At 52.2% G+C, this 14,425-nt stretch carries 12 protein-coding genes; 4 read left to right on the top strand and 8 right to left on the bottom strand.

Going from position 1 to position 14,425, the window contains the following annotated elements; all coding sequences use genetic code 11:
* Positions 1-51: 51 nt before the first annotated feature.
* The 5 genes from asnB to nagB all read right to left on the bottom strand — a co-directional run bounded on the left by asnB (position 52) and on the right by nagB (position 6,031).
* On the bottom strand, positions 52-1,716 hold the full coding sequence (gene asnB, locus FD428_RS15030) for an asparagine synthase B (protein WP_047458165.1): 1,665 nt from the start codon (positions 1,714-1,716) through the stop codon (positions 52-54).
* A 279-nt stretch (positions 1,717-1,995) separates the two neighbouring features.
* Entirely contained in the window at positions 1,996-2,748 is a 753-nt protein-coding gene (nagD, locus tag FD428_RS15025) for a ribonucleotide monophosphatase NagD (RefSeq protein WP_012133329.1), read from the bottom strand.
* Between the two features lie 46 nt (positions 2,749-2,794).
* On the bottom strand, positions 2,795-4,015 hold the full coding sequence (nagC, locus tag FD428_RS15020; protein ID WP_058668765.1) for a DNA-binding transcriptional regulator NagC: 1,221 nt from the start codon (positions 4,013-4,015) through the stop codon (positions 2,795-2,797).
* An 8-nt stretch (positions 4,016-4,023) separates the two neighbouring features.
* Positions 4,024-5,172: an N-acetylglucosamine-6-phosphate deacetylase gene (nagA, locus tag FD428_RS15015; RefSeq protein WP_112002170.1), complete on the bottom strand. Its 1,149-nt coding sequence runs from the start codon at positions 5,170-5,172 to the stop codon at positions 4,024-4,026.
* Positions 5,173-5,230: 58 nt separating this feature from the next.
* Entirely contained in the window at positions 5,231-6,031 is an 801-nt protein-coding gene (nagB, locus tag FD428_RS15010; protein ID WP_012133326.1) for a glucosamine-6-phosphate deaminase, read from the bottom strand.
* 343 nt (positions 6,032-6,374) lie between these two features.
* Between nagB and nagE the strand changes: the two genes are divergently transcribed.
* The 4 genes from nagE (at position 6,375) to chiQ (ending at position 12,546) form a co-directional block, all read left to right on the top strand.
* Positions 6,375-8,324, top strand: coding sequence for a PTS N-acetyl glucosamine transporter subunit IIABC (gene nagE / locus FD428_RS15005; RefSeq protein ID WP_012133325.1), 1,950 nt, complete (start codon positions 6,375-6,377; stop codon positions 8,322-8,324).
* Between the two features lie 322 nt (positions 8,325-8,646).
* The gene (glnS, locus tag FD428_RS15000; RefSeq protein WP_012133322.1) at positions 8,647-10,314 is read left to right on the top strand and encodes a glutamine--tRNA ligase; all 1,668 of its coding nucleotides are present in this window, start codon (positions 8,647-8,649) and stop codon (positions 10,312-10,314) included.
* Between the two features lie 443 nt (positions 10,315-10,757).
* Positions 10,758-12,164, top strand: a complete 1,407-nt coding sequence (gene chiP / locus FD428_RS14995) for a chitoporin (RefSeq protein WP_012133319.1) — start codon at positions 10,758-10,760, stop codon at positions 12,162-12,164.
* A 49-nt stretch (positions 12,165-12,213) separates the two neighbouring features.
* A complete protein-coding gene (gene chiQ / locus FD428_RS14990) occupies positions 12,214-12,546 on the top strand; it encodes a ChiQ/YbfN family lipoprotein (RefSeq protein WP_047458156.1) in 333 nt (110 codons plus the stop codon).
* A gap of 123 nt (positions 12,547-12,669) precedes the next feature.
* On the opposite strand, the gene fur is transcribed toward chiQ, so the two are convergent.
* The 3 genes from fur to ybfE all read right to left on the bottom strand — a co-directional run bounded on the left by fur (position 12,670) and on the right by ybfE (position 14,380).
* On the bottom strand, positions 12,670-13,116 hold the full coding sequence (gene fur, locus FD428_RS14985; RefSeq protein ID WP_007373881.1) for a ferric iron uptake transcriptional regulator: 447 nt from the start codon (positions 13,114-13,116) through the stop codon (positions 12,670-12,672).
* A gap of 289 nt (positions 13,117-13,405) precedes the next feature.
* Positions 13,406-13,936, bottom strand: a complete 531-nt coding sequence (gene fldA / locus FD428_RS14975) for a flavodoxin FldA (protein WP_047458152.1) — start codon at positions 13,934-13,936, stop codon at positions 13,406-13,408.
* A 150-nt stretch (positions 13,937-14,086) separates the two neighbouring features.
* Positions 14,087-14,380 (bottom strand): LexA regulated protein, encoded by a 294-nt coding sequence (gene ybfE / locus FD428_RS14970; protein ID WP_012133315.1) that lies wholly within the window; start codon positions 14,378-14,380, stop codon positions 14,087-14,089.
* Between the last annotated feature and the right edge of the window lie 45 nt (positions 14,381-14,425).

Genomic DNA, 14,425 nt, shown 5'->3' with positions numbered 1-14,425 from the left:
AAAAAACGGCGTAAAAAAAGAGCCCCGCAGGACTCTTTTTAACACGATAACTTATTTATAAGCGGACTGGTGTACGCCGACGGCGCGGCCTGATGGATCGTCCATCGTTTTGAACGCCTCATCCCATTCGATGGCCTTCGCAGAAGAACAGGCGACGGACGGGCCGCCTGGCACACATTCTGCTGCGCTGGGTACCGGGAACAACTCTTCGAAGATTTCACGGTACAGGTACGCTTCTTTAGAAGATGGCGTGTTGTACGGGAAACGGAAGCGGGCGGTTTCCAGTTGCTGGTCGGAAATTTGCTCTGCCGCGACCTCTTTCAGCGTGTCGATCCAGCTGTAGCCGACGCCGTCAGAGAACTGCTCTTTTTGACGCCATGCCACGCTTGCGGGCAGGTAGGATTCAAAACATTCACGCAGGATATGTTTCTCCATTTTGCCGTTGCCGCACATTTTGTCTTCCGGGTTGATGCGCATCGCCACATCGAGGAATTTCTTATCCAGGAACGGGACGCGGGCTTCGACGCCCCAGGCAGACATCGCTTTGTTGGCGCGAGCGCAGTCAAACATATGCAGCGCCTGTAGTTTACGCACGGTCTCTTCGTGCAGTTCTTTGGCGTTTGGCGCTTTATGGAAGTAGAGGTAGCCGCCGAACACTTCATCGGAACCTTCGCCGGACAGCACCATTTTGATTCCCATCGCTTTGATTTTACGCGACATTAAATACATCGGCGTCGAGGCGCGAATGGTGGTGACATCGTAAGTTTCGATGTGGTAAATCACGTCGCGAATCGCATCCAGACCTTCCTGCACGGTGAAGTGAATTTCGTGATGCACGGTGCCGAGATGGTTTGCCACTTCCTGCGCGGCTTTCAGATCCGGGGAGCCTTCCAGACCGACAGCAAAGGAGTGCAACTGAGGCCACCAGGCTTCCGAACGTTCCTGATCTTCCACGCGGCGTGCGGCGAATTTCTTGGTGATGGCGGAAATGATGGAGGAATCCAGGCCGCCCGAGAGCAATACGCCGTATGGCACGTCTGACATCAGGTGGCTTTTGACGGACTCTTCCAGCGCCTGACGCAGCACGTTTTTGTCCGTTTCGTTGTCTTTCACTGCGTCGAACTCGAACCAGTCGCGCTGGTAGTACTGACGAATCTCACCGTCTTTGCTCCACAGGTAGCTGCCTGCCGGGAACTCTTTAATCGTGCGGCAGACCGGCACCAGCGCCTTCATTTCAGAGGCGACATAAAAGTTGCCGTGCTCGTCATGACCCATATAAAGCGGGATGATCCCGATGTGGTCGCGACCAATCAGCCAGGCATCCTGTTCGCTGTCGTACAGCGCAAAGGCGAACATACCCTGTAAGTCGTCGAGAAATTCCACCCCTTTTTCCTGGTACAGCGCGAGGATCACTTCACAGTCAGACCCGGTCTGGAACTGATAGCGATCGCCATATTCCGCGCGTAATGCCTGGTGGTTATAAATTTCACCGTTAACGGCCAGCACATGTGTTTTCTTTTCATTGTACAGCGGCTGCGCACCGGCGTTGACGTCGACAATAGACAGACGCTCGTGTGCCAGAATCGCGTTATCGCAGGCGTAAATACCGGACCAGTCTGGGCCGCGATGGCGCATCAAACGTGACAGCTCAAGGGCTTTTTTACGCAGCTCAACCGCGTCTGTTTTGATATCGAATACGCCAAAAATAGAACACATAACCTTCTCCATTAACCCGTTGCGTGGTGCTTTTTTGTGTTTGCTTGTTTATGAAAATGCCGCAAAGCCGCAGGGTTCGCAAGAGATTTGGTGTGATGAAAGCAAAAAATGCAATGGCAGTTGTTGAATGATGAAAAAAGATTACGTAATGAGCGTGTTTATTGATGAATCGATAATTTTATGGCGATTTTATTAAACGATGTTTTTTATCAGGCCTACGATTCGAACAGAACAATATTGTAGGCCTGATAAGCGCAGCGCCATCAGGCTGGGGGGCGTTTAGATAACGTCGATTTCGGCGACGGAAGGATAAATCCAGCTTGGTCTGAACGGCATGTCGTCGATATCGTTGAGCGTTGAGACGCCAGAGAGCACCAGAATGGTTTCCAGACCGGCCTGGAATCCCGCCAGAATATCGGTGCGCAGATTGTCGCCGACGATAACGGTCTCTTCCGAGTGCGCCTGCATTTTGTTTAACGCGGCGCGGATAATCCACGGGCTGGGTTTACCGACGTAAAAAGGCTTACGACCAGAGATTTTTTCAATACCTGCACAGAGCGCGCCGCAGGCCGGATAGAAACCACGACCGTGGGTATCGGGGTTGGTGGCGATGAAACGGGCGCCGTTGGCGACGAAGAAGGCCGCTTTATGCATCATGTCCCAGTTATAGGAACGGGTCTCACCGACAATCACAAAATCGGGATTGACGTCGGTAATGGTAAAACCTGCTTTATACAATTCGTGAATTAGTGCGCCTTCACCGACCACATAGGCTTTCTTGCCTTCCTGACGACGCAGGAAATCGGCGGTGGCCATCGCGGAAGTATAAAAAACGCTATCCGGTACATTAACCCCTGCGGTAGCAAAACGGTTCGCCAGATCCTGGCCGGTCTGCGAAGGGTAATTGGTCAGCAGCACCAGCGGCAGACCTTTTTCCATTACATCCGTCAGAAATTCTGCCGCACCGGGTACGGCAACATTGTCGTGCATCAGCACGCCGTCAATATCACAAATTACATTCTTGATGGTCATGAACTACCCAAAGGATTTAGTCATAATGCGCCACTATAAAAGCTCATTAATTTTCCAGCAAATGTTGCAACAAAATGCCGTTGAGCATGGCGCGTTTCACCAGCGCAAATGCGCCGATGGCGGAGCGGTGATCCAGCGTGGAACGGACAACCGGCAAATTTTTGCGAAACGCTTTCAGCGCCTGTGTGTTGATGCAGCTTTCGATCGCCGGCAGCAGCACTTTATCCGCTTCGGTAATTTCACCGGCAATCACGATTTTTTGCGGATTAAACAGGTTGATAGCGATAGCGATGGTTTTGCCCAGATGACGACCAACGTGTTCAATCACCTCTGCCGCTAAGCTGTCACCTTTATTAGCTGCCTTGCAGATGGTTTTAATCGTGCAGTCGTCCAGCGTAACGCGACTTTGGTAGCCCTGCTTGAGTAAGTGCTGTACGCGTTGTTCAATGGCCGCGTTGGCGGCGATGGTTTCCAGACAGCCAAAATTGCCGCAGTGACAGCGCTCGCCCAGCGGCTCGACCTGAATATGACCGATCTCTCCGACGTTGCCGTTGCGACCAATAAAAATGCGGCCATTTGAGATAATCCCGGCGCCAGTCCCCCGGTGTACGCGCACCAGAATGGAATCTTCGCAATCCTGGCTTGCACCGAAATAGTGCTCGGCCAGCGCCAGACTGCGGATATCGTGACCGACAAAACAGGTTACGTGAAAACGTTTTTCCAGCGCTTCAACTAATCCCCAGTTTTCAACCTGAATATGCGGCATATAGCGGATCACGCCGCTTTCGGGATCGACAAGACCCGGCAGGATCACAGAAATCGCGATTAACTCGCGAAGTTTACGCTGGTTACTGTCGATGAACGTGGTGATGGCATTGAGCAGGGCATGTTCCAGCGTCTCCTGAGTGCGCTCTGGCAGCGGGTAGTGCTCTTCAGCCAGCACTTTACTGCTCAGGTCAAACAGGGTAATGGTTGCGTCATGACGACCCAACCGCACGCCAATAGCATGGAAATTGCGGGTTTCGGTAACGATGGAGATGGCGCGGCGGCCCCCGGTAGAGGCCTGCTGATCAACTTCTTTGATCAGCCCGCGTTCAATGAGTTGACGCGTAATTTTGGTTACGCTGGCGGGAGCAAGCTGGCTTTGCTCGGCAATCTGAATACGCGAGATTGGCCCATGCTGGTCAATCAGGCGGTAAACGGCCGCGCTGTTAAGCTGTTTTACGAGATCAACATTACCTATTTGAGCTTGTCCGCCTGGTGTCATACTTTCTCTTACTCAGTAACGACCTCGTTACCATTAACGATGGTCTTGATGATTTTAAAGTCGTGGGTGAAGGCGGTCAGGTTCGCAACTTTACCCGGCGCGAGGCTGCCGAGCTGCTTATCGACGCCAATCGCGCGCGCAGGGTAGAGCGTTGCCATACGCAGCACTTCATCCAGCGCAATACCGCAATGTTCAACCAGATTACGCACGCCTTCGATCATGGTTAATGATGATCCGCTCAGCGTACCGTTCTCATCCACACACAGTCCATTACGGTAGTATATTGTTTTACCAGCAAAAATGAACTGTTCAATGTTTGCACCCGCCGGGGCGGTTGCATCAGTCACCAGGCAAAGTTTGTCACCTTTCAGACGTTTAGCGTTACGAATGTTGACGTAATCAACATGCAGACCATCCGCGATGATGCCGCAATAAATATCGGCATCGTCAAGAATGGCGCCCGCCAGACCCGGTTCACGGCCCGTAATATACGGCATCGCGTTGAACAAGTGGGTGGCAAAGGTGATCCCTGCGCGGAAACCGGCTTTCGCCTCTTTTAACGTCGCGTTGGAGTGACCAGCTGAAACCACAATGCCCGCCGCCGCCAGTTTGGCGATCACTTCCGCCGGCACCATTTCCGGCGCCAGCGTGACTTTGGTGATCACATCGGCATTATCGCACAGGAAGTCCACCAGCGCAGCGTCAGGTTGGCGGACAAAACTCGGATTATGGGTGCCTTTTTTGACCAGGTTCAGCCACGGACCTTCAAGATGAAGACCTAATGCCTGATTCGGGTATTTCGCCAGGTATTCACGCATGACGCGAATGCCCTGTTTCATCAGATCGTCGCTGGTGGTAATCAGCGTCGGCAGGTAGCTGGTGCAGCCTGATTTCTCATTGGCTTTCTGCATGATTTCCAGCGTTTCGACAGTCACCGCGTCAGCGGTATCGTTGAACTGGACGCCGCCGCAGCCGTTTAATTGCACATCAATAAAACCGGGGGAGAGAATGGCCCCATTCAACGCGCGTTGTTCTATCTCTGGCGGCAGTTCCGCCATTGGACAGATGCGATCAATCAGGCCATTGGCGACAACAATCGCATGGTCATCAAGAATTTCGTGACCGGTAAAAATCCGGCCCTGGGTTAAAGCATACATTCCGACCCCCGATTTCAAAAAATGCCGCCCTGCGTCTGCGTACAGGGCGGAGATAACATTACAGACCTTTAATATTTTCGGCTTCTAACTCGTTGAAATATTTCAGTGTCTTAACTTTCAGTTCCATAGTGGAAGGTTCGTCGCACACCACGACTGCTTTCGGATGCAGTTGCAGACAGCTAATGGTCCACATGTGGTTGACGTTGCCTTCGACAGCCGCCTGTAGCGCCTGCGCTTTCTGATGGCCCAGCACCAGAATCATCACTTCTTCTGCGTCCAGCAGCGTACCCACGCCTACGGTCAGCGCATATTTCGGCACCTGGTTGACGTCGCCGTCAAAGAAGCGGGAGTTTGCCACGCGGGTGTCATGGGTCAGCGTTTTGATACGCGTACGGGAAGCCAGGGAAGAAGCCGGTTCGTTAAACGCGATATGGCCGTCGTTACCTACGCCGCCCATAAACAGGTGAATTTTACCGTAAGAACGGATTTTTTCTTCATAATTACGGCATTCCGCATCGATATCCGGCGCGTTACCGTTGAGCAGGTTAATATTTTCTGCCGGAATATCAACGTGATCGAAGAAATTGCGGTGCATGAAGCTGTGGTAGCTTTCCGGGTGTTCTTTCGGAAGGCCAACATATTCGTCCATGTTGAATGTCACCACATGCTTAAAGCTGACCTGGCCCGCTTTGTGCATTTCGACTAATGCTTTATACGCCGTCAGCGGCGTGCCGCCGGTCGGCAGGCCCAGGACAAACGGGCGATCGGCGGTAGGTTTGAAGGCGTTAATACGGTTAACGATATGGCGAGCAGCCCATTTGCCGACCTGTTCTGCGGACGTCAGGGGGATCAGTCTCATTCTTCACCTCAAAAGTAAAAGTAATAAATTGGCGGATTGAGCATCTGTACGTTAGTAAGCGTAACCTGGATTCGTATGGACAGGCGCTAATCCGTGTTGATTTTTTGAATGATAAAATAAGTTTTCGCAGTTAGCCAGTATAAGGGAGGGTGAATAACGATATTTGGTGATTCAAATCACAAAAAACACGCGTTTAATTTGCGATACGAATTAATTTTTCACACACTCTGAGCGTAGATGAATAATTCATACCGTTGTTGCCAAACATCACGCTTTAACGATTTGTCGCACAATAAAAAAATGGCTTCCAGAAGCCTAATCGGGGTCTCGTAGGGGGAATAAGATGAATATTTTAGGTTTTTTCCAGCGACTGGGTAGGGCGTTACAGCTCCCTATCGCAGTGCTGCCGGTGGCGGCACTGTTGCTGCGATTCGGTCAACCAGATTTACTGAATGTCGCCTTTATCGCGCAGGCGGGCGGGGCGATCTTCGATAACCTCGCACTGATCTTCGCCATCGGTGTGGCATCCAGCTGGTCTAAGGACAGCGCGGGTGCAGCAGCGCTGGCGGGTGCGGTCGGGTACTTCGTACTGACCAAAGCGATGGTGACGATTAACCCGGAAATCAACATGGGCGTCCTGGCGGGTATCATTACCGGTCTGGTGGGCGGCGCCGTTTATAACCGTTGGTCCGGTATCAAACTTCCTGATTTCCTGAGCTTCTTTGGCGGCAAACGTTTTGTGCCGATCGCCACGGGCTTCTTCTGTCTGGTGCTGGCGGCGATTTTCGGTTACGTCTGGCCTCCGGTTCAGCACGCTATTCATGCAGGCGGTGAATGGATTGTCGGCGCGGGCGCGCTGGGCTCCGGTATCTTCGGTTTCATCAACCGTCTGTTGATCCCGACAGGTCTGCATCAGGTGCTGAACACTATCGCCTGGTTCCAGATTGGCGAGTTCACTAACACGGCAGGTACGGTATTCCACGGCGACATCAACCGCTTCTACGCGGGTGACGGCACGGCGGGGATGTTCATGTCCGGCTTCTTCCCGATCATGATGTTCGGTCTGCCGGGTGCGGCGCTGGCGATGTACTTCGCTGCGCCGAAAGCGCGTCGTCCAATGGTTGGCGGTATGTTGCTGTCCGTTGCGATCACCGCGTTCCTGACCGGTGTTACTGAGCCGCTGGAATTCCTGTTCATGTTCCTGGCGCCGTTGCTGTACCTCCTGCACGCAATATTGACCGGTATCAGCCTGTTCATCGCGACGCTGCTGGGTATTCATGCGGGCTTCTCCTTCTCCGCAGGCGCAATTGACTACGTGTTGATGTATAGCCTGCCTGCGGCCAGCAAAAACGTCTGGATGCTGCTGGTGATGGGCGCGGTCTTCTTCGTCATCTACTTCCTGCTGTTCAGCGCGGTAATTCGCGTGTTCAACCTGAAAACGCCAGGTCGTGAAGATAAAGACGACGATATCGTGACTGACGAAGCGAACAGCAACACTGAAGAAGGTATGACCCAACTGGCGACCAACTACATTGCTGCGGTTGGCGGTACGGATAACCTGAAAGCGATCGATGCCTGCATCACCCGTCTGCGTCTGACCGTTGCCGATGCGGCTCGCGTGAGCGATGCGATGTGTAAACGTCTTGGTGCGTCCGGCGTGGTGAAACTGAACAAACAGACCATCCAGGTTATCGTCGGCGCGAAAGCGGAATCTATCGGCGACGAAATGAAGAAAGTGGTGGCGCGTGGCCCGGTTGCGGCAGCGTCTGCTGACAGCGCGCCAGTGACTGCGGCGCCGGCGGCAAAACCGCAGGCGGTTCCTAATGCGGTGACTATCGCGACGCTGGTTTCTCCAGTCACGGGTGACGTGGTTGCGCTGGAACAGGTTCCTGACGAAGCGTTCGCCAGCAAAGCGGTTGGCGACGGCGTGGCGGTGAAACCAACGGATAAAACCGTTGTTTCCCCGGCGGCAGGCACCATTGTGAAAATCTTCAACACCAATCATGCGTTCTGCCTGGAGACTGAAAAAGGCGCGGAAATCGTTGTCCACATGGGGATCGATACCGTTGCGCTGAACGGTCAGGGCTTCAAACGCCTGGTGGAAGAGGGTGCCGAAGTGGTTGCCGGTCAGCCGATCCTGGAAATGGATCTGGAGTTCCTGAACGCCAATGCGCGCTCGATGATTAGCCCGGTGGTTTGCAGCAACATTGACGATTTCAGCGGTCTGGTGATTAAAGCTGAAGGTCAGGTGGTTGCGGGTCAAACGCCACTGTATGAGATTAAAGGCAAATAATCGCTCCTGAGTAGAGTTTGTGCCTGAGCGGCGGGGGGAAACCTCCGCCGCTTTTTTTTGCAGCCTGTAGGCCGGATAAGGTATAGCCGCTATCCGGCAAATGCGCCTGATGGCGCTGTGCTTATCAGGCCTACGGTTCGACACAGTTTGTAGGCCGGATAAGGCGTAGCCGTCATCCGGCAAAGCGCCGTCGCTTTTTTTTACAGCAATCAGCCCCCATATTTTCTTCAAAGCCACTTTTTAAGTAACTAAAGGTTGTCAGTCTGTCCGGCTTATAAGATCATATGCCGTTATACGTTGTTTACGCTTTGAGGAATCCACGATGAGTGAGGCTGAAGCCCGCCCGACTAACTTTATTCGTCAGATCATCGATGAAGATCTGGCCAGTGGTAAGCACACCACAATCCACACCCGTTTTCCGCCGGAGCCGAATGGCTATCTGCACATCGGCCACGCGAAATCCATCTGTCTGAACTTTGGCATCGCGCAAGATTATCAGGGCCTGTGCAACCTGCGTTTCGATGATACCAACCCGGTAAAAGAAGATATCGAGTACGTTGATTCGATCAAAAACGACGTCGAGTGGTTAGGTTTTCACTGGGCTGGCAACGTTTGCTACTCCTCAGATTACTTCGATCAGCTGCATGCGTATGCGGTTGAACTGATCACCAAAGGTCTGGCGTACGTCGATGAGCTGACGCCGGATCAGATCCGCGAATATCGCGGTACGCTGAAAGAGCCGGGTAAAAACAGCCCGTTTCGCGATCGCAGCGTGGAAGAGAACCTGGCGCTGTTTGAAAAAATGCGTACCGGTGGTTTTGAAGAAGGTAAAGCGTGCCTGCGCGCCAAAATTGATATGGCGTCGCCGTTTATCGTGATGCGCGATCCGGTGCTGTACCGCATTAAATTTGCCGAACACCACCAGACCGGCAACAAGTGGTGCATCTACCCGATGTACGACTTTACCCACTGCATCAGCGATGCGCTGGAAGGCATTACGCACTCTCTGTGTACGCTGGAATTCCAGGACAACCGTCGTCTGTACGACTGGGTGCTGGACAACATCACCATCCCGGTTCACCCGCGTCAGTACGAATTCTCGCGCCTGAATCTGGAATATACCGTGATGTCCAAGCGTAAGCTGAACCTGCTGGTGACGGACAAACACGTTGAAGGCTGGGACGATCCGCGTATGCCGACCATTTCTGGCCTGCGTCGTCGTGGCTATACCGCGGCCTCCATCCGTGAATTCTGCAAACGCATCGGCGTTACCAAGCAGGACAACACCATTGAGATGGCGTCGCTGGAGTCCTGCATTCGTGAAGATCTGAACGAAAACGCACCGCGCGCGATGGCGGTTATCGATCCGGTGAAACTGGTTATCGAAAACTACCCGCAGGGCGAAAGCGAAATGGTCACCATGCCGAACCATCCGAACAAACCGGAAATGGGCAGCCGTGAAGTACCGTTTAGCGGTGAGATCTGGATCGATCGTGCTGACTTCCGCGAAGAAGCGAACAAGCAGTACAAGCGTCTGGTGATGGGGAAAGAAGTGCGTCTGCGTAACGCCTATGTGGTGAAAGCTGAGCGCGTGGAGAAGGATGCGGAAGGCAATATCACCACCATCTTCTGTACCTATGATGCGGACACCCTGAGCAAAGATCCGGCCGATGGCCGTAAAGTGAAGGGCGTCATTCACTGGGTAAGCGCGGCACACGCGCTGCCGGTTGAAATTCGTCTGTACGATCGTCTGTTCAGCGTGCCGAACCCGGGGGCCGCAGAGGACTTCCTGTCCGTGATCAACCCTGAATCGCTGGTGATTAAGCAGGGTTACGCGGAACCGTCGTTGCAGAACGCCGTAGCGGGTAAAGCGTATCAGTTTGAGCGTGAAGGCTACTTCTGCCTGGACAGCCGCTACACAACGGCGGATAAACGTGTGTTTAACCGTACCGTAGGTCTGCGCGATACGTGGGCTAAAGCGGGCGAGTAAAGCCACCGCATCACATCACCTTCCAACGCCGCATTTTGCGGCGTTTTTTTATCCTTTCCATTTTGTCATCCCGCTCTCTGTTTGCAGAGCGAATTAATGCCGCCAGGAAAATAATTTCGCAACAAAATAGTTTTGGCATAGTGAATTTATGGAATGAATATCATTTCATGTGAAACCGATTTCATGTGCATGGAAAACAAGACAATTTTAACTTTTGTTCATCTTTTTTAGCGCCTGATGAAAATGTAACAGAAAGCAATGAAATATGTGCGGTTGCTCATACTCTTACATTCTCGTTACAGAAAGAGATTGATAATTCGCGTCGCGAAAAATAGTCTGTTCACTGTAGTCTGCGAGGTTTTTCTCAACGCTACTTTTACATTTTTATTTTTCGCTGTCCGCTTTTGTTCGGCAGCATTTTATACGTCAAAGAGGATTAACACATGCGTACGTTTAGTGGCAAACGTAGTACGCTGGCGCTGGCTATCGCCGGTATTACAGCAATGTCAGGTTTGGTCGTCGTTCCACAGGCTCAGGCCGAAGGCTTTATTGACGATTCCACGTTAACAGGCGGCATCTATTACTGGCAGCGTGAGCGTGACCGTAAAGATGTCACCGACGATGACAAATATAAAACCAACCTTTCACACGCGACCTGGAACGCCAACCTGGATTTCCAGTCTGGTTATGCGGCTGATATGTTCGGTCTGGATATCGCGGCATTTACCGCGATAGAAATGGCGGAAAACGGCGACAGCGGACACCCCAACGAAATCGCCTTCTCGAAAAAGAATAAAGGTTACGATGAAGATTATTCTGGCGATAAGAGCGGGATCAGCCTTTATAAAGCCGCGGCAAAATTTAAGTACGGGCCAACCTGGGCGCGTGCGGGGTATATCCAGCCGACCGGTCAGACGCTGTTAGCGCCGCACTGGAGCTTTATGCCGGGTACTTATCAGGGCGCGGAAGCCGGAGCGAATTTTGACTACGGTGATGCGGGCGCGCTGAGTTTCTCCTATATGTGGGCCAACCAATATAAAGCGCCGTGGCACACCGATGTTGATAAATTCTATCAGGCCGATAAAAAGACCAAAGTGGATTACCTCCACTCTATCGGCGCTAAATACGATTTCAAAAATGACCTCGTGCTGGAAGCGGCATTTGGTCAGTCAGAAGGGTATGTCGACCAGTATTTTGCCAAAGCCAGCTACAAATTTGATTTGGGCGGTAACCCGTTCACCACCAGCTATCAGTTCTATGGTGCGCGCGACAAAGTTGATGATCGCAGCGTAAACGATATTTATGACGGCACCGCCTGGTTGCAGGCGCTGACTTTCGGTTACAAAGTGGCCGAAGTCGTCGATTTGCGCCTGGAAGGGACCTGGGTTAAGGCGGACGGTCAACAAGGTTACTTCCTGCAACGTATGACGCCAACTTACGCATCCTCAAACGGTCGTCTGGATATCTGGTGGGATAACCGCTCAGACTTTAACGCCAACGGCGAAAAAGCCGTCTTCTTCGGTGCGATGTACGATCTGAAAAACTGGAACCTGCCGGGCTGGGCAGTGGGGGCGTCATACGTTTACGCCTGGGACGCGAAGCCATCAACCTGGCAGATTACCCCGGATGCGTACTATGACAAAAACCGTACCATTGAAGAGTCTTCTTACAGCCTTGATGCGGTCTACACCCTACAGGAAGGCCGTGCCAAAGGCACCATGTTTAAACTGCACTTCACGGAATATGACAACCACTCCAACATTCCAAGCTGGGGCGGCGGTTACGGCAACATCTTCCAGGATGAACGTGACGTGAAGTTCATGGTTATCGCTCCGTTCACTATTTTCTGATGCCCGTTGCGGCAGGCGATTTGTCTGCCGCAACGTTGAGGACACTGATATGAAAAAACTGTTACTCATCGCCATGATGGCATCGGGACTGGTGGCCTGCGCGCAGCCAACCGCGCCCAAAGAAGACAGTCAGTTAAAAGAGGCGTACAGCGCCTGCATCAATACGGCGCAAGGTTCGCCAGAGAAAATTGAGGCCTGTCAGAGCGTACTGAACGTGCTGAAGAAAGATGACCAGCACAAGCAGTTTGCTACAGAAGAGAGCGTGCGCGTGCTGGATTATCAGCAGTGCATTCAGGCTACGCGTACGGGGAACGATCAGGCGGTGACCGCCGATTGCGACAAAATCTGGCAGGAAATTCGCAGTAAAAATAGCGCCAAATAAAAGCAGGGCGGGTTAATGGCGGGCGGAGAGAACTCTCCGCCCGTTTGCGTTTTTTAAGGCCGCTACCGGGTCGGAGGCATAAAAAAAGCCAACCGGTCGGTTGGCTTTTTAGCAGGTTTCACATTACTTCGCGTCGTGCGCGTGCTCGTCTTCCCGGCAATCGCCTTCAGCGCAGTGGCCGTAGAGATAGAGGCTGTGGTTCGTCAAACGAATGCCATGCTTAGCCGCAATCTCACGCTGGCGCGCTTCGATAGAATCATCACTGAATTCGATCACTTTGCCACAATCGAGGCAAATAAGGTGATCGTGATGATGCTGTTGGGTCAGCTCAAAAACGGATTTACCGCCTTCAAAGTTGTGGCGGGTTACGATACCGGCGTCATCAAACTGGTTCAGCACGCGGTACACGGTCGCCAGCCCAATCTCTTCACCCATGTCGATCAGACGTTTATATAAATCTTCCGCACTGACGTGATGGTTATCCGGTTCCTGAAGAACTTCCAGAATTTTTAAACGAGGAAGCGTTACTTTCAGGCCAGCCTTCTTTAATGCGGTATTGTTGTCAGTCATGCGGAATCTGTCCTGTTGCTAAACGATTCACTTCAAACAAAGAAGTGACAGAAATTGCACTTGAGATCATGCGTTTCATTATAGAACTGCCACGCCTAAATGAAAACTGCAAGCCTCCGGCAAATATTGTTAATAAAAACGAGGTATCGCCAACAAACACACTGTGCAATACCAGAATAACACCCGGACATTGTACAGGGTCAGGCAAGAAAGTTACAAATTTGTAGCAATTATTTTAATTGGTTTTATCTATTGATGCGACGCAGATGCTTTTCTGCGCCGCACAAAATCAGGCGTTAATGATTTCGTCGAGGTGCAGTTCGCCGGAAATCTGTTTAACCCATTTTTCAACGCGCTCTGCGGTCAGTTCAGGCTGACGGTCTTCGTCGATAGCCAGACCAACAAAGTGATCGTCGTCAGCCAGACCTTTGGACGCTTCAAAATGGTAGCCCGCCGTTGGCCAGTGACCGACGATGGTCGCGCCGCGCGGCTCAATGATGTCGCGGATGGTGCCTAACGCGTCGCAGAAATATTCTGCGTAATCTTCCTGGTCGCCGCAGCCGAACAGCGCCACCAGTTTACCGTTAAAATCAATCTCTTCGAGAGTCGGGAAGAAGTCATCCCAGTCACATTGCGCTTCACCGTAGTACCAGGTCGGGATGCCCAGCAGCAGGATGTCGTACCCTTCCAGGTCCTCTTTGCTGCTTTTCGCAATGTCATGCACATCGGCAACGTCTTTACCAAGCTGTTTTTGAATCATTTTTGCGATATTTTCGGTATTACCGGTGTCGCTGCCGAAAAAGATGCCAGTGATTGCCATGAGTAAAATAACCTCTTGAAACTTATTGAAATGGTGGTGGCGTATTGCCCGCAGATAAGGGCAATCATAGCAGAACAGTCAGGCATGCGGAAACAGCAATCACGCGGGACTGCACTCTGTGCTACATGATTTATGATATTGAGCAGTTTTTCAGACTACGCCCTGGCCGCGCAGCGCTGCCAGTTGAGTCATCAGCATCTCTTCGATGAGTTCGCTACGGCTCATATTGCGGGATTCGGCCAGCTCGTTCAGCGCATCGACAGCCTCAGCGTTGAGTTTCAGTTCGACACGCTTAAGGCCACGTACTTTGTCGCGTTTTAGCTGGTTACGCTTATTAATGCGCAGCTGTTCATCACGCGAAAGCGGATTGGTTTTGGGTCGTCCCGGGCGACGCTCGTGTGCGAACAGATCTAATGTCGTACGGTCCGTTTGTTCTTTGGCCATGATTTTGGTGACTTCGGGGAAACAATCAGCCAGGCGTCTGCCCGG

It is taken from the genome of Citrobacter sp. TBCP-5362 (genome assembly GCF_005406305.1).
GTDB lineage: Bacteria > Pseudomonadota > Gammaproteobacteria > Enterobacterales > Enterobacteriaceae > Citrobacter_B > Citrobacter_B koseri.
The sequence above is the reverse complement of the archived record's forward strand: the minus strand, read 5'-3'. Positions and strand labels throughout refer to the sequence as shown.

Bases quoted from the DNA above. Each gene is read 5' to 3' on its own strand.
- fldA (WP_047458152.1), bottom strand. From the start codon at position 13,936: ATGGCAATCACTGGCATCTTTTTCGGCAGCGACACCGGTAATACCGAA.
- nagE (WP_012133325.1), top strand. From the start codon at position 6,375: ATGAATATTTTAGGTTTTTTCCAGCGACTGGGTAGGGCGTTACAGCTC.
- nagB (WP_012133326.1), bottom strand. From the start codon at position 6,031: ATGAGACTGATCCCCCTGACGTCCGCAGAACAGGTCGGCAAATGGGCT.
- glnS (WP_012133322.1), top strand. From the start codon at position 8,647: ATGAGTGAGGCTGAAGCCCGCCCGACTAACTTTATTCGTCAGATCATC.
- chiP (WP_012133319.1), top strand. From the start codon at position 10,758: ATGCGTACGTTTAGTGGCAAACGTAGTACGCTGGCGCTGGCTATCGCC.
- ybfE (WP_012133315.1), bottom strand. From the start codon at position 14,380: ATGGCCAAAGAACAAACGGACCGTACGACATTAGATCTGTTCGCACAC.
- nagD (WP_012133329.1), bottom strand. From the start codon at position 2,748: ATGACCATCAAGAATGTAATTTGTGATATTGACGGCGTGCTGATGCAC.
- nagA (WP_112002170.1), bottom strand. From the start codon at position 5,172: ATGTATGCTTTAACCCAGGGCCGGATTTTTACCGGTCACGAAATTCTT.
- nagC (WP_058668765.1), bottom strand. From the start codon at position 4,015: ATGACACCAGGCGGACAAGCTCAAATAGGTAATGTTGATCTCGTAAAA.
- asnB (WP_047458165.1), bottom strand. From the start codon at position 1,716: ATGTGTTCTATTTTTGGCGTATTCGATATCAAAACAGACGCGGTTGAG.
- fur (WP_007373881.1), bottom strand. From the start codon at position 13,116: ATGACTGACAACAATACCGCATTAAAGAAGGCTGGCCTGAAAGTAACG.
- chiQ (WP_047458156.1), top strand. From the start codon at position 12,214: ATGAAAAAACTGTTACTCATCGCCATGATGGCATCGGGACTGGTGGCC.